Here is a 23,198-nt window from a genome sequence, read left to right on the forward strand (position 1 = left end):
TCGCTTTACTTGATGAGGATGTCGAGCTTCGAGTTCTTCGGCAAATCCGGCTTGTTGGCCAGCTTCTGTTCCAGATAATGGATGTTGGTGCCGCCTTCAATGAAGCGTGCATCGACCATCAGCTCGCGGTGCAGCGGAATATTGGTCAGGATGCCTTCAACCACCATTTCTGACAAGGCGATCTGCATGCGCTTGATGGCCTGCTCACGCGTGGCGCCATAGGCGATGACTTTGCCGATCATCGAATCGTAATGCGGCGGCACGTAATAGCCGGCATACGCATGCGAATCGACCCGGATGCCCGGACCACCCGGCGCATGCCAGGACACGATGCGGCCCGGCGATGGGGTGAACTTGAACGGGTCTTCGGCATTGATGCGGCACTCGATCGCGTGCCCCTTGAGCTCGACATCACGCTGGCGGTAGCGCAGCTTTTCGCCGGCGGCGATGCGGATCTGTTCCTGCACGATGTCGATGCCGGTGATCATTTCTGTCACCGGATGTTCGACCTGCACGCGGGTGTTCATTTCGATGAAATAAAACTCGCCGTTTTCGTACAGGAATTCGAAGGTGCCGGCGCCGCGGTAGCCCATCTTGCGGCAGGCGTCGGCACAGCGGTCACCGATGCGTTCGATGATCTTGCGCGGGATGCCGACGGCCGGCGCTTCCTCGATGACTTTCTGGTGGCGGCGCTGCATCGAGCAATCACGCTCGCCCAGCCAGATCGCATTCTTGAATTCGTCGGCCAGAATCTGGATTTCGACGTGGCGCGGATTCTCCAGGTACTTTTCCATGTAGACCTCGGGATTGCCAAAGGCAGTCCCGGCTTCGGTCTTGGTCATGGTGACCGCATTGAGTAGTGCCGCTTCGGTATGCACCACGCGCATGCCGCGTCCGCCACCACCGCCGGCGGCCTTGATGATGACCGGATAGCCGACCTTGCGGGCGGTCTGGATGATGATCTTCGGATCGTCCGGCAATGCCCCTTCGGAGCCCGGCACGCAGGGCACGCCGGCGCGGATCATGGCCTGCTTGGCCGAGACCTTGTCGCCCATCAGGCGGATCGATTCGGAACGCGGGCCAATGAACACAAAGCCGGATTGCTCAACGCGTTCGGCGAAGTCGGCATTTTCGGACAGGAAGCCGTAGCCCGGGTGGATCGCTTCGGCGTCGGTGACTTCGGCCGCGCTGATGATGGCGGGCATGTTCAGGTAGCTCAACGTCGAGGGCGCGGGTCCGATACAGACGGACTCGTCCGCCAGCTTGACGTACTTGGCATCGCGGTCGGCTTCTGAATGCACGACCACGGTCTTGATGTTCATTTCGCGGCAGGCGCGCTGGATGCGCAACGCAATTTCGCCGCGGTTGGCAATGAGGATTTTTTCAAACATGGCGTCGGGTGTCCGTCAGGTGTCGGTCTTGAGTAAGTTGGGAATGCGCAGATGCCGGGCGAACCGCGGCACCGATTGGCGCCGACAGGCAAGGCCTGATATCGATGTCAGGCGACCACGAACAGCGGTTGACCGAATTCTACCGGCTGGCCATTTTCGACCAGGATGTGGGTGACGACGCCGCCCACATCGGTATCGATTTCATTCAATAGTTTCATGGCTTCGATGATGCACAGCGTGTCGCCTTCCTTGACGAGCGCACCGACTTCGACGTAGGCCGGCGTGCCAGGTGCTGACGAGCGGTAGAAGGTGCCGACCATCGGCGACTTGACGACGTGGCCAACCGGCTCGTCGACCACTGGCGCAACCGGGACGGCCGGGGTCGCAGCGGCGGGCGCGGATTGCATCATGGCTTGCTGTGGTTGCATCATCATCATCTGGCCATGGGATGCCGCCGGTGTCTTGACGATGCGGACCTTGCTTTCACCTTCAGTGACTTCCAGTTCAGCGATGTCTGATTCGGCCACCAGGTCGATCAGTGTCTTGAGCTTTCGTAAGTCCATGTGAAACCCCTTGCAATAGTTGTTTTTTGAAAAATAAGTGGGCGCTGGCGTCGTGCCTGGATTGCCAGCGAATGATGGATTTACAAAGAGGTGAGCGCGTAGTCGATAGCAGCGCGATAGCCGCTGATGCCGAGCCCGCAAATCACGCCCGCGGCAATGCCGGCAAGGTAAGAGTGATGGCGGAACGCTTCTCTCTGATGAATATTCGAGATATGTACTTCGATAAACGGAATCGCAACGCCTGCCAGCGCATCGCGTAGTGCCACGCTGGTATGTGTCAGTCCGCCCGGATTAATGATGATGGCGTCGATTCCTTCGGTTCTGGCAACATGAATACGGTCGATCAATGCACCTTCGTGGTTGCTCTGGAAAGACACCAGAGCAGCACCGGCAGCCTCGGCCTGTTTGGCGGCCGCTAGCTCGACATCGGCCAGCGTCTGGACGCCATAGATGGCGGGCTCGCGCGTTCCGAGCAGGTTCAGGTTGGGACCATTGATCAGCAGAAGTTTCAGGGCCATCGAAATTTGTCACTCCGTTTGACGACGATCGCCGCATTTTGCCGCGAAATGACTGCGGGTGGCAAGGAAAACCCCACAGTGACAGTTACTTCGCAGAGATGTCGCGCCGGAGTTCGTCCATCTTCAGACGACCGAGATAGGTCTTGCGAACCTGACCATCGGCGCTGATCAGCACCGAAAATGGCAACCCGCCGGCCTGATTGCCGAACTGCCGGGTTAGTTCGCTACCACCCATTCCACCGGCATACAACGGATAGCTGACCGGATGTTTGATGGAAAATTCACGCAAGTTGGCAGGGGAATCGATGCCGATGCCGATAATCTGCAGACCGTTGTTGCCTGCATCCGATTGCAGGGCCGACAGCTCCGGCATTTCTTCGACACAGGGCGCGCACCAGGTCGCCCAGAAATTCACCAGCAACAATTTGCCGCGCCATTGTGCCAAAGCCTGTGGCTGTTCTTTCATGTCCGGCAGCGATTGCCCGAATAGCGTGGTGACGGCAACTGCCGCAGGCGCGGTCGGCGCCAGTCGATGCAGGCCGAACCAGGCGCCGCCAGCGGCAAACAGGAGTGCTACCAGCACGATGAGCCAGGTCGAACGTTTCATGAGGGGGTACTTTCAATCAGGCGCCGCAGCGCATTGGGATCGGCACGCTCGATTTTGCCGCTGCTGCCACGCTGGTCATCGAGCGCCAGCAGGGACAAATGGACACCTTCGTCGCGCCACATGAAACTGACGACTTCGACCGGGTCACCACCGGGTTTCTGGCGCGGACCTTCGGAGACCTCGAACTGCACGTCCTTGTTCAACAGATAAATTTCGACATCTTTCGGGCTTTCGGCGAACAGATGCAGGTGGATATCGGAGTGATTACCGGCCGTGCCATTGAGTACCGCGCCGACCAGATACGGGGAAAACTGCGCCAGTTCGGTCATCAGCTGCAACGCCAGTGTGCGCAGGTGCAATAGCCGTGCCGGTTGCGTGTCGCCAAAAAACAGTGCGTTATACAGGCGCACTTCAGCTTCGATTTCGGCATTGTCCGGCAACACGTCGCCGCGTGGCTTGCTGTTGCCGAGGAATTGTTTGGCAGCCTTGCGCTTGGCAGTCCCAAAATCGGCGCCATCTTCGGCGATCATGCGGGCCGCTGCAGCGGCGATTTCGGCGCGCAGCAAGTCGGTATCGGAAGGGTGGCTGGAATTCATGTTGCGAATCATAACCTGCCGTTCGGCAAGCCGGTCTGTGCACCGGAGCGTCGGGTAAAATCAGGGCATTCCAATTTGTTGAAACTTGTTCACACTCCATGCACATTCATATACTCGGCATTTGCGGCACATTCATGGGCGGTCTGGCCGTTCTCGCACGTCAGGCCGGCCATCGCGTCACAGGCTGCGACGCCAATGTCTATCCGCCGATGAGTACCCAATTGCAGGAACAGGGCATCGAACTGATCGAAGGCTTCGGCCCCGAGCAGATCGCGCTGGAGCCGGACCTGTTCGTCGTCGGCAATGTGGTCACCCGCGGCAATCCGTTGATGGAAGCCATCCTCGACCGCGGTTTGCCGTACACCTCGGGGCCGCAATGGATCGGCGAGCACATCCTCAAGGACCGCTGGGTACTGGCAGTGGCCGGCACGCATGGCAAGACCACGACCGCCTCGATGCTGGCCTGGATACTGGACGATGCCGGTTACCAGCCGGGCTTCCTGATCGGTGGCGTGCCGCTGAATTTCGGCATTTCGGCCCGGCTGGCGGGCGCGGACGGCGAATCGGCGTTCTTCGTGATCGAGGCCGATGAATACGACACCGCGTTCTTTGACAAGCGCAGCAAGTTCGTGCATTACCGGGCGCGCACCGTGATCCTGAATAATCTCGAATACGACCACGCTGATATCTTTCCCGATCTGGCGGCGATCGAAACCCAGTTCCATCATCTGGTCCGTACGGTGCCGCGCATCGGCCGCCTGCTGGTGAACCAGCGTGAAGCGGCGCTGCACGCGGTGATCGATCGGGGTTGCTGGAGCGAGCTGGAATGGTTCGGTGTCCAGACTGGCGGCGATGAGGCCGGCTGGCGGCTCGATGACCACGCCGACGGCAGTTTTACGGTGTTCTTCAATGGCCAGCCGCAAGGCACGGTTGACTGGTCGCTCAGCGGTGAACACAACCGCATGAATGCGCTGGCGGCAATCGCGGCAGCGCGCCATGTCGGCGTGACGATCGCGCAGGCGATCGTCTCGCTCGGGTCATTCCAGAATGTGCGGCGACGCATGGAGCTGCGCGGCGAAGTCAATGCGATCAAGGTGATCGACGATTTTGCGCATCACCCGACCGCCATCGCCACCACGGTCGCCGGCTTGCGTCAGCAGGTTGGCAGTGCGCGCATCCTGGCGGTGCTGGAGCCGCGTTCGAACACCATGAAACTCGGCACCATGAAAAGTGCGCTGCCGGGCAGCCTGGCCGAGGCTGACCTGGTGTTCGGTTACGGCGCCAAAGGCGATGGCAAAAACGCACTCGGCTGGAACCTGGCCGAAGCGCTCGCACCGCTGGGTAACAAGGCACAGGCATTTGACGACTTGCCGGCACTGGTGCAGGCCATTGTCAGTGTCGCCCGACCCGGCGATCAGATTCTGGTAATGAGTAACGGCGGCTTCGGTGGCGTCCACCAGAAAATCCTCGATGCGCTGGCCGTGAAGTCGACCGCGATCCACACTGCAGCCGCAGGATGATTCTCTACCTGCACGGCTTCCGCTCCTCGCCGCAATCCTTCAAGGCGCGCGTGCTGGCACAGCACCTGCAGACGCTGGGTCGCGCCGCCGAACTGATTTGCCCGCAATTGCCGGCCTCGCCCCGTGCCGCGATCGCACTGGCACAACAACTGGTGGCCGGCGTCGACCCGGTCGATCTGACCGTGATCGGCTCGTCGCTGGGCGGCTTTTATGCGACCTGGCTGGCCGAACAGATTGGCTGCCGTGCCGTGCTGCTGAACCCTGCTGTCACGCCACTGCATGACCTGAAAAAATACATCGGTAGCACCACCCAGTTTCATTCCGACGAGCCATTCGACTTCAAGCCCGAGTACATCGACGAGCTGGCAGCGCTGGCGGTCGAGTGCATCACGCGACCATCGCGCTACCTGTTGCTGGCCGCGACCGGTGACGAGGTGCTCGACTGGCGCCAGATGGTCGAACACTATCCGGGCGCGCAGCAGCATGTGATCAGCGGCAGCGACCACGGCATCAGTGAGTTTCCGGATTATCTGGACGAGGTGCTGGCGTTTTGCGATCGCGCAGCGGAACTGCGTTGATGCCGCGCAGTCAGGCGCCGGCGCACTGGTCGCGTCATGTCAATGCCGTCCATCCGTCGGTGCCACTGCGCAGCTGGCTGACCGAACCCGGCTCGCTGACCGCGCGGCTGATCGCGCACAGCACGCACTTCCGGGTGCGGCGCATCCGCCAGGCACGCGGATTGGTGGGCGTCGACGAGCAACAGGTATTGCAGTTGCCGCGCCGGCTGCTGGTCCAGCAGCGCAATGTGGTGCTGGAGTGCGATGGCCGCCCGGTCGTGTTTGCCCACACCAGCGTGCCGCTCGATGCCACCGCCGCCGACTGGCCGCTGTTCGGCAGCCTCGGCGAACGCTCGCTGGGCAGCACCCTGTTCGGCGATCCGCTGGTGCGGCGTGGCGCACTGGAGTTTGCCCGCCTGTCGCGCCGCCATCCGCTGGTGCGCCGGCTCGAAGCCACGCTCGGCCCGCAGGGCCAGCCGGAACTGCTGGCGCGACGTTGCCTGTACTGGCGCGGTCAGGGAATCTTGCTGGTCTGCGAAATTTTCTTGCCAACGATTGTTGGCTTGTCAGCGGTCGGGAATGGCACAATAACGACCTAGCCGCAGCCTGCTGCGCTGATCGACACAACACAACACCACACCACACCTACTCCACAGCAAAGTTATTGATGAATTTATTTTTCGAAGAATCCGGTGATTTCAAGGCCGGCGTCATGATGTCGCAAGCCGGTGAGGCCTATCAGGTCGAGATGCAATCCGGCAAACGCACCAAGGTCAAGGCACGCGACGTGTTGTTGCAGTTCGCTTCCCCGGCGCCACAGGACATGATTGCCGCCGCAAAAATCATCTGCGACGAGATCGATCTGGAATTCTTGTGGGAAGTCGCCGGCGAAGAAGAATTCGGTTTTGCCGAGCTCGGTGCCGAATACTTCGGCCACGCACTGCAACCGGACGAAGCCGCCGGACTGCTGTTCTGCCTGCATTCCTCGCCGATCTATTTTTACAAGAAGGGCAAGGGCCGTTACAAGGCGGCTCCCGAAACCTCGCTCAAAGCCGCGCAGGCCGGTATCGAAAAAAAGAAGCAGCAGGCAGTGATTCAGGCCGGTTATGTCGATCAGCTCAAACAGAATCAGTTACCCGAGGCGCTGCGCCCGCTGGTACTGCAACTGCTGTTCAAACCGGACAAGAACAGTATCGAATACAAGGCGCTCGACGCCGCCTGCAGCGAACTGCAAACCACGCCGCCGCGCCTGATGCTGGCGTGCGGCGGACTGGATTCGCCGAAGCAGCTGCATTTTTCGCGCTTCCTGTTCGAGCAATTTCCGAAAGGGCTGGCGTTCCCGCCGTTCACGATTCCGGCGGCGCCGAAACTGCCGGTGGCGGATGTGCAGGCGTTCTCGATCGATGACGTCACCACCACCGAAATCGACGATGCGTTTTCGGTCACGACGCTGGCGGATGGCATGGTCCGCATCGGCATCCACATCGCGGCACCGGCACTGGGCATCAAGCGCGATGACGCGATTGATGCGATTGCGCGCGCCCGCATGTCGACGGTCTACATGCCCGGTGACAAGATCACGATGCTGCCGGATGACCTGGTGCAATCGTTCACGCTGGCCGAAGGCAAGACCTGCCCGGCAGTCTCGCTGTATGCCACGCTGGACCCGGCCGACTGGTCGGTCATCAAGACCGAGACCCGCGCCGAAGCAGTGCCGATTGCCGCCAACCTGCGCCATAACGACCTCGATGCCTACGTCACCGAAGAACATCTGGCAGCCGGCACCGGCGACTATCCGCACAAGGCCGACATCGCCCTGATCTGGCAATGGGCACTGGTACTGGAGCAGGGCCGCATGGCCAAGCGCGAAAGTTTTGGCTTGCGGCCCGAGCAGAACAACCGGGTCGACTTCAATTTTTATGTCGATGACGATGTCGTCACGATCGCCAAGCGCAAGCGCGGTGCGCCACTCGACAAACTGGTCGCCGAGCTGATGATCTTTGCCAACAGTACCTGGGGCAAATTGATGAACGACAGCGGCGTGCCGGGTATCTATCGCGCCCAGGGTGGCGGCAGCGGCGGCTGGGCCACCAAGATGGCCGTGCGCATGGTCACCCATGCAGCGCCGCATCAGGGCCTGGGTGTCGATCAATACGCATGGAGCACCTCGCCATTGCGGCGCTACACCGACCTGGTCAACCAGTGGCAAATCCTGGCCTGCGTCGAGCACGGCATCACTGCACCACTGGTGGCACCGTTCAAGCCGCGCGACGCTGATCTGTTCGCGATCGTCTCGGCGTTCGATGGCGCCTACGGTGCGTACGGCGAATTTCAGTCGAACATGGAACGCTACTGGTGCCTGCGCTGGCTGGGCCAGCAGGAAGCCACCCGCGTCGAGGCCGTCGTGCTCAAGGATGAAATCCTGCGGCTGGTCGATATCCCGCTGGTCATCAAGCTGCCCGGCATGCAGTCGCTGCCGCGCGGTAGTCAGGTCGTGCTGGACCTGGCGCGCTGGGACGAGATCGACCTCAGTGTCGAGGCACGCCTGATCGAGGTGGTGCCGAGCGCGGTCGAGGCGCTGGGTGACGAGGAGGACGACGACAGTGCCGACGCAGAGATCGAAGCGGCGGCAACAGAAGAAGCCGCTGTGGTCGCCGAAGCGGAAGCCGCAACCTTCGCGCCGCAACCCGAAGCCAACGTTGATACCGACGTTGATGCCGACGCTGATACAGCGCGCGATGCCGCTGTCGATGCCACGCCACTAACCGACTGATCCGGTCTCGAAGATGACCTGCCTTTCCCGTAGAATCATTGCTCTCAGCCACATCCATGCCACCTGCCCGTGAAGCTACTCCTGCGTAATCCGACATTGACCATCGCCATTGCCGTCTCGGTACTGGTGCATGGCGTGTTGCTGGCCATCCGCTTCACGTCGCCTGACTATCGCCGCCAGAAGCCCGACGACCCCGGTCTCGAAGTCATCCTGGTCAACGCCAAGCACAAGACGCCGCCGATGAAAGCCGAAGTGCTGGCGCAGGCCAACCTCGATGGTGGTGGCAATGCCGATGCCGGTCGCACCAAATCACCGTTGCCGGACATGCGGCGTACCGAAGACGGCGACAGCGTGAAAGCCACCCGACGCCGGATTGCCGAACTCGAACAGTCCCAGAAAAAGCTGATGGCGCAAGTCGACAAGCCAACCCCGCTATCGATTCCGCTGTTGTCCGACCTCGACAAACTGAAGGAGCCGCCCAAGCCGGACGGCAACGATGCCCAGGACAGCAGCAAGTCGATCGCCCGTCGTGAAGCGGAAATTTCCCGCAACATCGAGGAATACAACAAGCGCCCGAAAAAAACCCAGATCACGCCGAGCACGCGGGAAGTCGGCTACGCGATGTATTACAAGGCGCTGCAGGACCGCATCGAAAAACGCGGCACCGTGAATTTCCCGCAGCAGGATGGCAAAAAACTGTATGGCGAGCTGGTGATCTACATTCCGGTCTATCAGGACGGCACGATTTACGAGCGTGACGGCGGTCCTCGCATCGAGCGCAGTTCCGGCAAGCCGGCGCTCGACAACGCGGCGCTGCGCATCGTGCGGCGCTCGGCGCCGTTCGGCAAATTTCCACCCAACATGCGTTCTTCCGGCAAGGACGATGTCTGGGAAATCATCACCCGTTTCAAGTTCACCCGCGAAGAATCGCTGGAAGCCGAACTTCGCGGTGGCAACAATTAAGGTCGTGCATGTTGACTCCGTCCCCCACCCGTTACGCCGTGATCGGCAACCCGGTCGCGCATAGCAAATCGCCCGCTATCCATGCGGCCTTCGCGGCGCAAACCGCGCAGGCCATGACCTATGAACGACTGCTCGCGCCGCTCGGTGGTTTCGCCGACACGCTGCACCAGTTCATTACCGACGGTGCGCACGGCGCCAACGTCACCGTGCCATTCAAGCTCGACGCCTTTGCGCTGGCGACCACGCTGACTGCGCGCGCGCAGGCAGCTGGCGCAGTCAATACGTTGCGCTTCGACAGCACCGGCATCTTGGGCGACAACACCGATGGCATCGGCCTGGTTACCGACATCGTCGTCAATGCGGGTGTCAGCTTGCGCGGCAAACGGATACTGCTGCTGGGTGCCGGAGGCGCTGCGCGCGGATGCCTGTTGCCGCTGCTGGAGCAGCAACCGGCGCAACTGGTGATAGCCAATCGCAGCGCCGACAAGGCGGTCGCGCTGGCGGCGCAATTTGCATCGCATGGCGCGATCGTGGCGCAGACATTCGATGCACTCGATGGTGTGTTCGATGTCGTCATCAACGCCACCGCAGCGAGCCTCAACGACGAACTGCCACCCATCTCCGGCACGCTGTTCGGTCCGCAGACGCTGGCCTACGACATGATGTACGGCGTGCAGCCGACCATCTTCTTGCGCTTTGCGGCCGAGCAGGGCGCGGCAACGCGCGATGGCCTCGGCATGCTGGTCGAGCAAGCCGCCGAAGCCTTTCTGGTCTGGCGCGGCGTGCGTCCGCAGACCGGGACAGTGCTGGCGCACCTGACCGACGTTTTACGCAATCCATCCCGCACCGACTCCACCGCCACCTGATTCCCATGAAAACCCTGCGCAAGTTCCTGCTGTGGCTGTTCGTCGTGCCGTTCGTGATCGTGCTGGCGGTACAGCTGTATTTTTTTGTGCAGATATGGTGGTGGGTCGACCACAACCCGGGTTCGACCAGTTTCATGCGCCAGCAGGAATCGGCGCTGCAGGAAAAAAATCCCGATGCAAGGATCAAGTACACCTGGGTCCCGTACAACCGGATTTCGAACAACCTCAAGCGGGCCGTCATCGCCTCGGAAGATGCGCATTTTTCCGAGCATGAAGGGGTCGACTGGGAAGCGCTGCAAAAAGCCTACGAAAAAAATACCCGCAAGGGCAAGGTCGTCTCGGGCGGCTCGACCATTACCCAGCAACTGGCCAAGAACCTGTTCCTGTCGGGTGACCGCAGCTACCTGCGCAAGGGGCAGGAATTCGTCATCACCTACATGCTCGAATTCTGGATGGACAAGGAACGCATCTTTGAAATCTATCTGAACGTGGTCGAGCTGGGTGTCGGCGTGTTCGGTGCGGAAGCGGCGGCGCAGCATTATTTTCATGTCTCGGCGGCGGGCCTGGGTGCCAGTCAGGCAGCACGCCTGGCCGGGATGCTGCCGCGCCCGCGCTTCTATGACAAGAACCGCGGATCGGGCTATCTGGCGGGGCGCACCGGTTTGATCCTGCGGCGGATGGGGTCGGCTGAGTTGCCTTGATCATGGGGGGCAATGTGGTTATGCGAGACCTCGTCACGCGCTCTGCTGATCCCGGTATTGCACCACCAGCTGCCGCGTCAACCGGTTCACGGCGATGACCTGACGTGCAGTCTGCATGCGCTCGAGCTCGCTGCACATTGCCATGTAATCATGTTCGGACGTAAATGCCGGTTGCACGGCCAGCGGTTCGCGTTCCGTCTCAACCTGGTGACGCAACGCGTCGAAGACCTCCGGGCGCGTTCGTTCCAGGTTTTGCTGCCACGGTTTCCAGGTGGCGATGAATTGAATGTATTCATCCCGTCCTTCCCGTGTGGTGACCTTTTCTTTGGCGTTTTCCAGATCGGCATCGGTGATCCCGGACGAATAACGATAGCGCATTGCCTGTGCGACTGCGGGCAGCTTGAAGTGACTTGCGAGCAGCGTTTGAAAGCCCAGCACGACTTCGATTTCTTCCACGTCACGTCCCCCGCTGGCGGCCTGCAGGGCGGCGATTTTTTCGCGTGCAACCTGCGCCAGTACGTCCAGCCTGAACATGCCTGTCCTGAGTTCTATCAGGTCATTGGTGGTGTACATCCCCAGCTCGGCATGATGGTTGATCCGTGCCATTTCCATCGTGTTGAGTGCCAGCGTCACGCGATCACCGCAACTGGACGTGCTGTCATGCGCCAGAGCGAAACACTGCGTGCGTAGTTCGGGGTAAGTCTGCATGGCATCGAGCAGGCGCTGCATGCGTTGCTGGAGCGCAGGTTGGAGGGCAGGCTGCCGGAATTCGGCAGTTTCTGACAGAGCGGCCAGGAACTCGCCGAATTCCGTTGCATGCTCGTCATTGCGGGTGGCGTACCAGTCGCTAGCCCGCTCGGGTACTTGCGTCTGGTTTTCTGACCCGTACCAGATTTCTACCCGGCGTACGAGGCTGTCTGACAGAAAAAGTGGTAGCTGACTGGCGAGTTGCTGGCGACGTGCATTCACGTTGCTGGTGGGTGACGATTCGCTCGGGGATAGCCGCGCCGTTGTCGATGCGACAGGCACACCCGAACTGGATGTATTCGGGCCTGCTTGAGTGGTACTTGTCTGCTGGGCGTTATCGATGTCGTCGGCAACTTCGCGACTAGTTCCAGCGTAATTGTTTCGCTGTATTTGAGCGAGGTCGTTTTCGTGCAATTGAAGTGCAAAGGCAAAGTCTGCATCAAGATCAATGGCGAGTGCCACCTGTGTTGCCTGTGCTGCTCGCAACACAGCACCCGACGCGGCTCCCGCCTGAAGCAGCAGGTTTACAAAAATGTCTGGTTCCTCCCGCTCGCGCGCGCAGTCAAGAGGTGTTCTGCCGTTGTCGTCAATGCTGTTGAGATCGGAGCCAAGTGCGATCAAAGTGCGCAACATAGCAGGCTCGTTAGAAGAGGCTGCCGCGAGATGCAGCGGAGTCATCTGAGCTTCGGCGCGTGCTTCCAGATCGGAGCCAAGTTCGATCAAGGTGCGCAACATGGCAGGTTCCGAAGAAGTAGCTGCCGCGTAATGCAGCGCAGTCATCTGATTTTCGTTGCGTGCTTCCAGATTGGCGCCGGCAGCGATCAAGGCCATGCTCACTAGCGGATACTGTGACATAGACGCCAATTGCAGCGGCGTCTCTTGGCGATGACTTTCTGCATTGATTGCCGCACCACATTCGATTAACGTATTGATTACCATTGGACTGTCGGAGAATGCTGCAGCCCAGTGCAATGCTGTTATACCGTTGCCAGGACGCGCATTGACATTTGCCCCGCGCCTTATGAGCGTGCGCATAAGCTCCGGATCGGCGGCGAACGCTACCGCCAGATGCAAGGGCGTGGCCTGGTCAGCGTGACTCCATGACCAGTGTGGGTGATTCATTGTTGCGGCGGCAGTTTCGGGTGTGGCAGCGTAATTCGAGATCGCGCGGGTCGTATTCGTATTGAACGCATTGACCGCCACACCGTTGTCCAATAACGCACTCACGCCAGCCAGGTTTTGTTGCATCACGGTCCGATGCAATAGTGTATTGCCTTCCCCGTCCGGTAATTCCAGATCGGCACCGGCTACTTTCAATCTGGCCAAGATGGCTGGCATATCTGGCGAGTTTTTTCGGATAACGCGCTCTGCCTGTGTTAGTCCCGCCGCGTTGCGTGCGTCGACAGCACCTGAAATAGAGGAAGGTAGTTCATGTGGTCGGTTCACTTGATGTTGCTGTCTGTTCGAAGGCGAAGCCAGTCCGGGTAATTGTTCACGCGCTATGCACCGCGCCTCCGCCAGACATAATCGGAATGGATCGAGGACATCATCGGGCACGGCCCTGATGCGCGATTCCGTCAGTAACTGACTTGCAATACGCTGACGTGAGGCAGGGTCAAACTTGTCAAAGTGTTTCCCCAGTTCGGTAAGTAGCGCAATCCGTTGTATCGGCGTTGCCGCTGCTTGCAATGCCGCATCGATGTCAGTGATGGCACGTTCCTGGTAGGGCGATGACAGGCGCGGCGCCGCCCAGACAAGCGCTTCGAAAGCAAAATGCGGAGGTGTAGTCGATGACGATGGCAAAAACTGGTTTCGTAAGCGATCGCTGATCCCGATATAGCTACGCAGTTTGCGGGAATGCATCAGCAAATCAGTTTGCATGGCGTCGGTTGTCAATGTCCGGGCCGCCAGATAAAGTTCATTGGATTGTGGAAGGTGCCGCTCCATATAAGACGCGAGTCCCTCACCGCGTAAATTGCCGGGAAGATGATCAACGGTGTCGCTGACGTGACGTTGCCGGGCGGGCTGTATGTCCTGCGAAGGAAATGATGCGATGGCATTCGCCGAATTTGCCGGAAGGGATGCTGGTCTCATTGGAATCAATTAAGAAAAGTACGGCGTGGGAGTGAGGGCGAAGCAAAAGGAGAAGACGGCTTTATCTGACTGGCATCGATGACCATCTCGGGTGCATCGCGTGGAGGCAATACGGATAAAACGGGATTCGTACCGGATATTTTTCTTGGGAGGGTCATTGTGTGCGTCGGAATCATTGCCTGTCGAATGTGACGCAGTTCAGTGGTCAACACCTTCGACTGGTTCCATTCCTGGCAAAAATTGCGACGTGCGGCAATCCGGCCGACCGGCACATGTCGGACTCGCGCCCCACGGGTTCCGGCAACCATTCCGGTGATCCACGCATTTTCAGCATTGCAGCATCGAGGTAGCGGCAACCCGCCAACGTCTCGACGGATACGGCCGATGGTCTGGTGCGCAAGCTTGCTGGGCAGAGGTGATGAACGTACACTTGCGCAGGTTTTGTCGGGCGAGTCCCTCTTGAGAAAATACGCAGGTCAAACGGAGTGCAGCTTGAACTTTCTTTTCTTCTCCCGTCGGGTTGGATCGCATTGCGCCGCGCGCGGGATTGCTGCCGTGCGGGTGGTATCGCGCAACATCGGGAGCGCCCATGATTAACGTTTTTGTGTTGCAAAACGGACGCCTCAACCAGGTCAATATCGCCAATCGGCATGACCTCGAAAAGGTCGCGCCAGTCTGGGTCGACCTGACCGACCCAAACGATGACGAGCGTGACTGGGTCAAAAGTATCTACGGTGTCACGCTGCCGGGCGAAGACGAGGTCAAGGATATCGAAGCGTCGGCGCGGTATTACGAAGCCGAAAATGGCGACCTGCATCTGCGTACCGATTTTTTGCTGGATGACGATGACGGTCCGTCCCAGGTCGTGACGGTCGCCTTCATCCTGGCGCGCGACATGCTGTTTTCGGTCCATAACGATGACTTGCCGGTGTTCCGGTTGGTACGCATGCGCGCCCGTTCGCGGCCGGGATCGATCGGCGATTACAAGGACGTGCTGCTGGACCTGTATGCCACCGATGCCGAGTATTCCGCCGATGCGCTCGAAGGCATCTACAAGAATCTGGAAGACGTCAGCCGCAGCGTGCTGCAAAAGGAACTGACCGACCAGGAAGCGGCTGCCGCACTCAATGCCATGGCCCAGGAAGAAGACTTGAACGGGCGCATCCGGCGCAACATGATGGATACCCGGCGTGCCGTCAGCTTTCTGATGCGCGGGCGCCTGCTCAATGCCGAGCAGTTCGAAGAAGCGCGCCAGATTCTGCGCGACATCGAATCGCTGGATGGCCACACCGCCTTCCTGTTCGACAAGATCAACTTCCTGATGGATGCAACGGTGGGTTTCATCAACATCAACCAGAACAAGATCATCAAGATCTTTTCGGTTGCGTCGGTGGCGTTTCTGCCGCCGACATTGATCGCCAGCATTTACGGGATGAATTTCCGGTTGCTGCCGGAGTTGCAATGGGATTTGGGGTACCCGTTTGCGCTGGCATTGATGGTGTGCAGTGCGATTGCGCCGTTCTGGTATTTCAAGCGGCGCGGCTGGCTGAAATAGTCAGGCGCCCGCAATCACATCGTGGCGAACATCGCCACCACCGCCACCAGCATGATGGTCACGCCGATCCAGCCGATCACCACGTGCCGGCGTGACAACGTAAAACTGCCCATCACTTTGGGCTCGCGCGCCAGCAACATCATCACCGCCATGATCGGAACCGCAATCACGCCATTGATCAGCGCACACCAGAACAGCGCCTTGATCGGGTCGATCGGTGTGAAATTGAGCAGCATGCCGCCGATGGTTGCCAGCGAAATGATGGCGTAGAACTCGCGTGCTTCGAGCGCTTTGAGCTCCAGTCCGTTGCGCCACTTGAAGCTCTCGGTCACCGCATAGGCGGCCGAGCCGGCCAGTACCGGAATGGCCAGCAAGCCGGTCCCGATAATGCCGAGTGCAAACAGCAGGAACGCAAATTCGCCGGCGATCGGCCGCAGCGCTTCTGCTGCCTGTGCCGAGGTCTGGATGTCGGTCACGCCATGTGCGCCCAGCGTCACCGCCGTTGTCAGGATGATGCAGAACGCGACGATATTCGAGAACGCCATGCCGATGAAGGTGTCGGTCTTGATGCGGTTGAGCTGGACGCTGGCATCGGTGGGCGACTTGCGCAGCGACAGTCCGGTCTTGCTGGCGCGGATTTCTTCGACTTCCTGCGAGGCCTGCCAGAAGAACAGGTACGGGCTGATGGTAGTGCCGAAGACGGCCACGATTAATGTGACCGAATCATTGTTCCAGCTCAGCGAAGGCCAGAAGGTGCGCAGTGCCACTTCACCCCACGGCACCTTGATGGCAAACACCGTCGCCACATACGCCAGCAGTCCAACCGTCAGCCATTTCAGGTAGCTGACGTAACGGCGATACGGCAAAAAAATCTGCAGGGTCAGGCACAGGAAGCCGAATCCCAGCGAATACAGATGTGCCGAGCCATGCCCCAGCACCAGCCGCAAGCCTTCGCCCATCGCCGCAATGTCGGCCGCGATGTTGATGGTGTTGGCCACCAGCAGCAACAGCACGATGCCGTAGAGCAGCCACGGCGGGTAAGCGCGCTTGATGTTGGCGGCCAGTCCGCGTCCCGTCACGCGCCCGATCCGCGCCGATACCAGCTGGATGCCGACCATGAACGGGTACGTCAGCACCACCGTCCACAGCATGTTGAAACCGAATTGTGCACCGGCCTGGGAGTAGGTCGCGATGCCGGACGGATCATCGTCTGCCGCGCCGGTGATCAGGCCCGGGCCGAGCGCGTGCAGTCCGGCCCGCAGCGGGCCGATTTTTTTGGGGAGATCGGTGCAGTCAGCGTCGCCCATGTGCGGTGATCCGGATCAGCCTGATCAGCTCAGTGCCAGCTCTTCGAACGCGCTGCGTGCGGCATCGATGGTGGCATCGATCACGGCATCATCGTGCTGCGCCGAGACGAAGCCGGCCTCGAATGCCGCCGGGGCAAAGTACACGCCCCGGTCCAGCATCGCATGGAAGAACGTATTGAAACGGGTTTTGTCACTCGCCATCATTTCGGCGAAATTGACGGGCACCTGCGCCGAAAAGTACATGCCGAACATGCCGCCGATGGCGTCGGCGCAGAACGCAATACCGTGCGACTCGGCAGCCGCGGTCAGGCCCTGCACCAGACGCAGCGTCTGGGCACTCAGGCCTTCATAGAAGCCCGGCACCTGGATCAGTTTCAGGGTTGCCATGCCGGCAGCCACGGCGACCGGGTTGCCCGACAACGTGCCAGCCTGGTACACCGCACCGACCGGCGACATTTGCTGCATCAGATCGGCTCGTCCGCCGAATGCGGCTACCGGCAAGCCGCCACCGATGACCTTGCCCAGCGCAGTCAGGTCGGGGACGATGCCGTAAATCGATTGCGCGCCGCCGAGTGCGACCCGGAAGCCCGACATGACTTCATCGAAAATCAGGATCGCGCCGTATTGCGTGCACAGGCGACGCATGGTCGACAGGAATTCCGGCGTGGCCTTGATCAGGTTCATGTTGCCGGCCACCGGCTCGACGATGACGCAGGCGATTTCGTCGCCCATATCGCGGAACGCGTCTTCCAGTTGCTCTGGATTGTTGTAGTCGAGCACCAGCGTGTGCTTGACGAAATCCTGCGGCACGCCGGCCGAGGTCGGATTGCCGAAGGTCAGCAAACCACTGCCGGCTTTCACCAGCAGCGAGTCGGCATGGCCGTGATAACAGCCTTCGAACTTGATGATCTTGTCGCGTCCGGTCGCGCCGCGCGCCAGCCGCAGTGCGCTCATGGTCGCTTCGGTGCCGCTCGATACCAGCCGGACTTGTTCGATCGATGGCACCAGCCGGCAAATTTCTTCTGCCATCAGGACTTCGCCTTCGGTCGGCGCACCAAAGCTCAGGCCATTGGCCGCAGCATCCTGAACCGCCTGCACCACTACCGGGTGGGCATGGCCGACAATCGCCGGACCCCATGAACCGATGTAATCGGTATAGCGCTTGTCGTCGGCATCCCAGAAGTACGGGCCATGGGCACGCGTCACGAAGCGCGGTGTGCCGCCGACCGAACGGAAGGCACGTACCGGTGAATTCACGCCGCCGGGTGTAGTCAGTTGCGCACGCGCAAACAGAATGTCGTTATTGGATGTCATGGTTGTCTTGGAAATCAGAAAAAATCAGTGTTGGAGGCCCGCTTCACGCGCCCAGAAAAAACGATCCGGTACCAGTTTGCCCATGCCCAGTCGTTGCGCACCGAGCAAGGCGGCATTGGTAAATTCCTGTGCCTCGAAGACGGCTTCGGGCACCTCCAGGCCGTTGGCCATCAGTGCCGCGATGGCGGCCGACATGGTGGAGCCGGCGCCGGTAAATGTGCCCGGCAGGCGTGGCCAGTTGTCCTGCCGGACCACGCCGGCTTCGCTGAAGAGCGTATTGGCGATCTCGTGCACCGGGCAGGGTGTGCCGGTCACCAGCAAAAATTCGCAGCCCAGTTCGATCACCCGCATCGCATCGATGGCCAGCGTGTCGTCGGTCGATGGCTCGCGCCAGGTTTCGGCCATGCGCGCCAGTTCGACCGCCGACAGCAGCATCAGCGTCGATTGCGGCACTAGCAGTTCGCGGATCGCCATCAACAGGTCGTCACCATCCTGGACATCGTCCGGAATCGCGGTGATGAACGGATCTAGTACCAGCGGGATGTCGGGATAGTCGGACACGATCTCGGCAATTACCGAGACATTTTCGATACTGCCGACGGTGCCGACCTTGAACGACGCTACGGCCATGTCTTCCAGCACCACGCGGGCCTGGTCGGAGACCCAGTCGGCCTCGGTGATGTCGAGATCTTCAATTTTGGTGGTATCGCTGATCATCACGGCAGTGACAACCGACAGGCCATGGCAGCCCATGCCGGCAAAGCAGGCGAGGTCAGCCTGGATGCCAATGGCGCCGATGGGATCGGTCGCGCCGAAGGTCAATACGAGTGGAGAAGTTTGGTTTTGCACGGCGGGTAGATTAAGATAAGCGACTTTGCATTTTACTTGATTGAAGGGCAGCCAACTGTGAGTAACAACGGAACATCGGACGTGACAGCCAAGCAGGATTACCAGACATGGATGTGCTTGATTTGTGGCTGGGTTTATGACGAAGAAGCCGGCTTGCCGGATGAAAATATCGCGCCGGGTACGCGATGGGCAGATGTCCCGATGAACTGGACCTGTCCTGAATGCGGCGCAAGGAAAGAAGATTTCGAAATGGTTGTGATGTAAAGCAAATCCGGAGGCAATCCGGAAGTCAAGCCGACCCGGCGCAGAAGCGACCATGTAACGTGCTGGCTTCGCCGCCAACCCCGCTGGCGACTTGTTAAATGTTGTTATTAGGCATCTTGCTATTTGAAGTCGTTGCGCCGTATATTGGGTCAAATCATTTGAGATTGCACCATGACAATGCCCATCGAAGTGCCGGTCGCCGCCGCTCTGAAAATCATGGTGATCGATGACAGCAGCACGATCAGACGCTCCGCAGAAATTTTCCTGGGACAGGCCGGTTATCAGGTCGTGCTTGCCGACGATGGCTTCGATGCTCTGGCGAAAATGAATGACATGCATCCGGCGTTGATTTTCTGCGACATATTGATGCCTCGACTCGATGGATACCAAACTTGTGCACTCATCAAGAAGAGTGTGAAATTCCACGCGACGCCAGTCATTATGCTGTCGTCCAAAGACGGACTGTTCGACCGGGCGCGCGGCGCCATTGTTGGGTCGAACGCCTACCTCACCAAACCCTTTACCAAAGACAGTCTGTTGAAGATCGTGCGCGAATTCACTGCGCCGGCCCAACTTACCTAGTTATCCAAGGCGCCAGATGGCTATCCAAAAAATACTGATCGTCGATGACTCGCCCACAGAGCGTTACTTTCTGACCGACGTCCTGATCAAAAAAGGCTTTTCGGTATCGACCGCCGAAAGCGGCGAAGAAGCACTGCTTAAAATCAAGACCGATAAACCCCATTTAATCCTGATGGACATAGTGATGCCAGGCCAGAACGGCTTTCAGGTGACGCGCGCGATCTCGCGCGATCCTGCCACCCAGGATGTCCCTATCATCATCTGCACCAGCAAGGGCCAGGAAACCGATCGCATCTGGGGCTTGCGGCAAGGCGCGCGCGATTACATCGTCAAGCCGGTGGATCCTCAGGAGTTGCTGGCGAAGATCGCCGCACTCGGCTAGCCGAGGCAGAGCATGAATCCATCCGAGTCCGAGTCCGAGTCCGAGTCCGAATCCCAATCCGAGCGCGAGAACGAGCGCGGCACCGTGCCCGAGCGCGTCTATCGCAAACCGGACCCGGCAGCGCGCCGGCAGCGCATGCGCGACTTCCAGTCGCAACTAGCCGCACGCATGACTGATGCGATGACCGGTGCCCGGGTACAGGCCAGCCAGCTCGGCATCAAAATTGGTGCAGACCACTGGCTGTTGAATCTGCAGGAGGCAGGCGAAATCGTGTCGGTCGGGGCGATTACCGAAGTGCCGCTGACGCAGCCCTGGTTTCTTGGTATTACCAGTCTTCGCGGAAAACTGATCAGCGTGGTCGACCTGGGACAGTTCCTCGGACAAGCACCGATTCCATCGACCAGGGACGCACGGATCATTGCGTTCGGACCTGCGCTGGCTTTCAATGGCGCGTTGAGGGTGGCGCGGGTCATGGGCTTGCGCAATGTCGCCGATATGCGCTTGCACGAAGCGCCTGCTGACGCACATGCCAGTGTTCCGGCATGGCTGAGGCAACGCTATGTCGATCCCGATGGCGTGATCTGGCATCAGCTGGATCTCGCCACACTGATCCAGGATGTGCAATTTCTGCACGTTGGTGCATGACATTCTCGACGACCGCATCCAGTCGCCCCACCGGTATTTCAATCGCAACAGCAACAGCAACCGTATTCAGGAGATGTTGAAATGGCGTTCAAGCTTCCGTTGATTTTCAGAGGCAGCACCGCTTCACAAGCCAGTGCCGGGCTGACCGGCGCGCAGACGTCTGCCAGCGCGACCGAAGAGGGTGGGTCGGTGACCCGGCAAATGGCGTATCGCGAATCAAGCCAGAACGCCACCTTCATCGGCGATGTGCTGGAAAACAGCGGTGACCTGGTCCTGCCGCTGATCGGAAAATTGCCGCTACAGGAACAGATACGCGTGCTGTTTGTGTTGATGGCGGCCTCGCTCGTGGCGGTTGGTATCTTCGTGTATGTGAGCTCCAGCAACGCGACGCTGAGCTCGATCCAGACACAGATTGCCGGTGACGCGCTGATGCATTCCCAGCGTATCGGTAAAGCCGCGCCGAATGCGATTCAGGGCAACCTGCGAGCGTTCCGGCAACTGGACGAGTCCCGCACCGAATTCAATCGCGACCTCGGTTTGCTGCTGCGCGGCGGCACCTTCCAAGGCTATGTGATCGGCAAGCCCGATGCGCAGATGGCGACGATCCTGAACCAGACCCAGCAAGTCTGGAACAACTCCGACAAGGCCGCGGCGACGATCCTGAAGCTGGAAAAAGAGCTCGCCAGTTTCGGTGCCACCCTGCAAAAGCTCAACACGCTGTCGCCCGGTTTGCTCGAACTGACCGAGCAGATTTCAACGCTGAAGGTGCAGGGCGGTGCGAGCCCACGCGAGATTTCTGCCGCCGGCCAGCTGGTCATGCTGACCCAGCGTCTGGGCCGCAGCGCCAACGAGTTCCTGACGTCCGAAGGCGTCAATCCCGAAACTGCCTTTTTGCTGGGCAAGGACACCAACACCTTTCGTGACATTACCGACGGTTTCCTGAATGGCAGCGACGTACTTCGCCTTGGTGCCAGCCGGGACAAGGATGTGCGCGACAAACTGATCGAATTGCAAGGCGTGTTTGCCAACTACCAGGCGTCGGTGTCGTCCATTCTCGGCAATCTGCAAAACTTCATCGCGGCCAAGCAATCCGAACAGCTGATCTTCGGCGAAAACGAAACCCTCAAGCAGCGCTTGTCGACGCTGCAAAGCGCCTATCGCAGCAATCAGCAGTCGGTGGCGTGGCCCTTGTATGCCATCGTGCTTTCCGGGTTGATGGCCCTGATGGCGGCGGTCGGGATCGCGCTGGTGCTGCTGCAGGATGGCCGCAATCGGCGCCGGGAATCGGATGAGCGGCGCCAGGAGGCCGAGCTGCAGCGCTTCGACGCGCAGCGCCAGCAGGAGGAAGCCAAAAGCGCCAATGACCAGAACCAGGCCGCCATTTTGCGGCTGATGAATGAATTGCAGGAAGTCGCAGATGGCGACCTGACCGTGCAGGCGACCGTCTCGGAAGATATTACCGGCGCCATCGCCGACTCGGTCAATTACACGGTGGAAGAGCTGCGCGGCCTGGTCGGACGGGTCACCAATACTGCCGTGCAGGTGACGGCGGCGTCGAACCAGGCGCAGGAAATTTCAACCGAGCTGCTCAATGCGTCGCACAAACAGTCGCGCGAGATCCAGGAAACCGGCCAGGCGGTGCTCGACATGGCGCTACAGATTACCGATGTGTCCCGCTCGGCCAATGAATCCGCTGACGTGGCGCGCCAGTCGGTGAGTGCTGCCGACGAAGGTACGAAAGCAGTGGAAAATGCGATCAAGGGCATGCATGAAATCCGTGAACAGATTCAGGAGACCTCGAAGCGCATCAAGCGTCTTGGCGAGTCCTCCCAGGAAATTGGCGAGATCACCGAACTGATTTCGGACATTACCGAACAGACCAACGTGCTGGCGCTGAACGCCGCCATTCAGGCCGCGTCGGCTGGCGAAGCCGGGCGCGGGTTTTCGGTGGTGGCCGAAGAGGTGCAGCGACTGGCCGAGCGTTCCGGCGAGGCCGCCAAGCAGATCGGCGCGCTGGTGCGCACCATTCAAACCGATACCCACGACGCCGTCGCCGCGATGGAAAAATCAACCCAGGGTGTGGTTGAAGGTGCGCGCTTGTCCGACGCCGCCGGTGCCGCCTTGTCCGATATCCGGCGCGTCTCGAATCGACTGGCGGAGCTGATTCAGGGAATTTCCGTCTCGACCGAACAGCAGGCGACCTCTGCCAATGGCGTGGCACTCAACATCCAGAACATCCTGACGGTGACCGAGCAGACGCAGGAAGGCACGCAGCAAACCGCCTCGTCGATTCGCGAACTGGCGCGTCTGGCGGAAGAACTGAAAAACTCGGTGTCGCGTTTCCGGGTGACTGCCTGATGCAGCTGTTCCCGGAATACGTTCTGCCGGTACGCCTGCGCGCAAG

General features: G+C 59.9%; 22 protein-coding genes. 13 read left to right on the forward strand and 9 right to left on the reverse strand.

Annotation, left to right across the window (positions count from 1 at the left end; translation table 11 throughout):
- Window positions 1-5 precede the first annotated feature (5 nt).
- The 5 genes from accC to ABD720_RS10875 all read right to left on the reverse strand — a co-directional run bounded on the left by accC (window position 6) and on the right by ABD720_RS10875 (window position 3,675).
- Window positions 6-1,391 (reverse strand): acetyl-CoA carboxylase biotin carboxylase subunit, encoded by a 1,386-nt coding sequence (gene accC / locus ABD720_RS10855; RefSeq protein ID WP_344763303.1) that lies wholly within the window; start codon window positions 1,389-1,391, stop codon window positions 6-8.
- A gap of 107 nt (window positions 1,392-1,498) precedes the next feature.
- Entirely contained in the window at window positions 1,499-1,954 is a 456-nt protein-coding gene (gene accB / locus ABD720_RS10860) for an acetyl-CoA carboxylase biotin carboxyl carrier protein (RefSeq protein ID WP_344763304.1), read from the reverse strand.
- Window positions 1,955-2,034: 80 nt separating this feature from the next.
- Entirely contained in the window at window positions 2,035-2,472 is a 438-nt protein-coding gene (gene aroQ, locus ABD720_RS10865) for a type II 3-dehydroquinate dehydratase (RefSeq protein WP_344763305.1), read from the reverse strand.
- Between the two features lie 85 nt (window positions 2,473-2,557).
- On the reverse strand, window positions 2,558-3,079 hold the full coding sequence (locus tag ABD720_RS10870) for a TlpA disulfide reductase family protein (RefSeq protein WP_344763306.1): 522 nt from the start codon (window positions 3,077-3,079) through the stop codon (window positions 2,558-2,560).
- Complete coding sequence (locus ABD720_RS10875; RefSeq protein ID WP_344763307.1) at window positions 3,076-3,675, reverse strand: hypothetical protein; 600 nt, start codon at window positions 3,673-3,675, stop codon at window positions 3,076-3,078. Before ABD720_RS10875 ends, ABD720_RS10870 begins: the two co-directional genes overlap by 4 nt.
- A 98-nt stretch (window positions 3,676-3,773) precedes the next feature.
- On the opposite strand from ABD720_RS10875, the gene mpl reads away from it, so the two are divergent.
- The 7 genes from mpl (at window position 3,774) to mtgA (ending at window position 11,055) form a co-directional block, all read left to right on the forward strand.
- Window positions 3,774-5,195 carry a UDP-N-acetylmuramate:L-alanyl-gamma-D-glutamyl-meso-diaminopimelate ligase gene (gene mpl / locus ABD720_RS10880; protein ID WP_344763308.1) on the forward strand — a complete coding sequence of 474 codons (1,422 nt, stop codon included), beginning with the start codon at window positions 3,774-3,776 and terminating at the stop codon, window positions 5,193-5,195.
- Window positions 5,192-5,773 (forward strand): YqiA/YcfP family alpha/beta fold hydrolase, encoded by a 582-nt coding sequence (locus tag ABD720_RS10885; protein ID WP_344763309.1) that lies wholly within the window; start codon window positions 5,192-5,194, stop codon window positions 5,771-5,773. Before mpl ends, ABD720_RS10885 begins: the two co-directional genes overlap by 4 nt.
- Window positions 5,773-6,351 carry a chorismate--pyruvate lyase family protein gene (locus tag ABD720_RS10890; RefSeq protein ID WP_344763310.1) on the forward strand — a complete coding sequence of 193 codons (579 nt, stop codon included), beginning with the start codon at window positions 5,773-5,775 and terminating at the stop codon, window positions 6,349-6,351. Before ABD720_RS10885 ends, ABD720_RS10890 begins: the two co-directional genes overlap by 1 nt.
- Before the next feature lie 68 nt (window positions 6,352-6,419).
- Window positions 6,420-8,525, forward strand: a complete 2,106-nt coding sequence (locus tag ABD720_RS10895) for a ribonuclease catalytic domain-containing protein (protein ID WP_344763311.1) — start codon at window positions 6,420-6,422, stop codon at window positions 8,523-8,525.
- A 69-nt stretch (window positions 8,526-8,594) separates the two neighbouring features.
- Entirely contained in the window at window positions 8,595-9,488 is an 894-nt protein-coding gene (locus ABD720_RS10900; protein WP_344763312.1) for a TonB C-terminal domain-containing protein, read from the forward strand.
- Window positions 9,489-9,496: 8 nt separating this feature from the next.
- On the forward strand, window positions 9,497-10,354 hold the full coding sequence (aroE, locus tag ABD720_RS10905; RefSeq protein ID WP_344763313.1) for a shikimate dehydrogenase: 858 nt from the start codon (window positions 9,497-9,499) through the stop codon (window positions 10,352-10,354).
- Window positions 10,355-10,359: 5 nt separating this feature from the next.
- Entirely contained in the window at window positions 10,360-11,055 is a 696-nt protein-coding gene (gene mtgA / locus ABD720_RS10910) for a monofunctional biosynthetic peptidoglycan transglycosylase (RefSeq protein WP_344763314.1), read from the forward strand.
- A gap of 33 nt (window positions 11,056-11,088) precedes the next feature.
- On the opposite strand, the gene ABD720_RS10915 is transcribed toward mtgA, so the two are convergent.
- Window positions 11,089-13,896: an NEL-type E3 ubiquitin ligase domain-containing protein gene (locus ABD720_RS10915; RefSeq protein ID WP_344763315.1), complete on the reverse strand. Its 2,808-nt coding sequence runs from the start codon at window positions 13,894-13,896 to the stop codon at window positions 11,089-11,091.
- 589 nt (window positions 13,897-14,485) lie between these two features.
- Here ABD720_RS10915 and corA point away from each other — a divergent pair.
- Window positions 14,486-15,451 (forward strand): magnesium/cobalt transporter CorA, encoded by a 966-nt coding sequence (gene corA, locus ABD720_RS10920; protein ID WP_344763316.1) that lies wholly within the window; start codon window positions 14,486-14,488, stop codon window positions 15,449-15,451.
- A 14-nt stretch (window positions 15,452-15,465) separates the two neighbouring features.
- On the opposite strand, the gene ABD720_RS10925 is transcribed toward corA, so the two are convergent.
- The 3 genes from ABD720_RS10925 to thiD are packed head-to-tail and all read right to left on the reverse strand — an operon-like array spanning window position 15,466 to window position 18,921.
- Entirely contained in the window at window positions 15,466-16,758 is a 1,293-nt protein-coding gene (locus ABD720_RS10925) for an NRAMP family divalent metal transporter (protein ID WP_344763317.1), read from the reverse strand.
- 24 nt (window positions 16,759-16,782) lie between these two features.
- The gene (gene hemL, locus ABD720_RS10930; protein ID WP_344763318.1) at window positions 16,783-18,072 is read right to left on the reverse strand and encodes a glutamate-1-semialdehyde 2,1-aminomutase; all 1,290 of its coding nucleotides are present in this window, start codon (window positions 18,070-18,072) and stop codon (window positions 16,783-16,785) included.
- A gap of 24 nt (window positions 18,073-18,096) precedes the next feature.
- Window positions 18,097-18,921, reverse strand: a complete 825-nt coding sequence (gene thiD / locus ABD720_RS10935) for a bifunctional hydroxymethylpyrimidine kinase/phosphomethylpyrimidine kinase (protein WP_344763319.1) — start codon at window positions 18,919-18,921, stop codon at window positions 18,097-18,099.
- Window positions 18,922-19,032: 111 nt separating this feature from the next.
- Between thiD and ABD720_RS10940 the strand changes: the two genes are divergently transcribed.
- The 5 genes from ABD720_RS10940 (at window position 19,033) to ABD720_RS10960 (ending at window position 23,152) form a co-directional block, all read left to right on the forward strand.
- Window positions 19,033-19,185 carry a rubredoxin gene (locus ABD720_RS10940; protein ID WP_344763682.1) on the forward strand — a complete coding sequence of 51 codons (153 nt, stop codon included), beginning with the start codon at window positions 19,033-19,035 and terminating at the stop codon, window positions 19,183-19,185.
- Between the two features lie 171 nt (window positions 19,186-19,356).
- Window positions 19,357-19,767, forward strand: coding sequence for a response regulator (locus tag ABD720_RS10945; RefSeq protein WP_344763320.1), 411 nt, complete (start codon window positions 19,357-19,359; stop codon window positions 19,765-19,767).
- A gap of 16 nt (window positions 19,768-19,783) precedes the next feature.
- Window positions 19,784-20,149 carry a response regulator transcription factor gene (locus ABD720_RS10950; RefSeq protein WP_344763321.1) on the forward strand — a complete coding sequence of 122 codons (366 nt, stop codon included), beginning with the start codon at window positions 19,784-19,786 and terminating at the stop codon, window positions 20,147-20,149.
- Window positions 20,150-20,161: 12 nt separating this feature from the next.
- Window positions 20,162-20,794, forward strand: a complete 633-nt coding sequence (locus ABD720_RS10955) for a chemotaxis protein CheW (protein ID WP_344763322.1) — start codon at window positions 20,162-20,164, stop codon at window positions 20,792-20,794.
- A gap of 81 nt (window positions 20,795-20,875) precedes the next feature.
- Window positions 20,876-23,152 carry a methyl-accepting chemotaxis protein gene (locus tag ABD720_RS10960; protein ID WP_344763323.1) on the forward strand — a complete coding sequence of 759 codons (2,277 nt, stop codon included), beginning with the start codon at window positions 20,876-20,878 and terminating at the stop codon, window positions 23,150-23,152.
- Window positions 23,153-23,198: the final 46 nt, after the last annotated feature.

This window comes from Actimicrobium antarcticum (genome assembly GCF_039536745.1).
Classification (GTDB): domain Bacteria; phylum Pseudomonadota; class Gammaproteobacteria; order Burkholderiales; family Burkholderiaceae_D; genus Actimicrobium; species Actimicrobium antarcticum.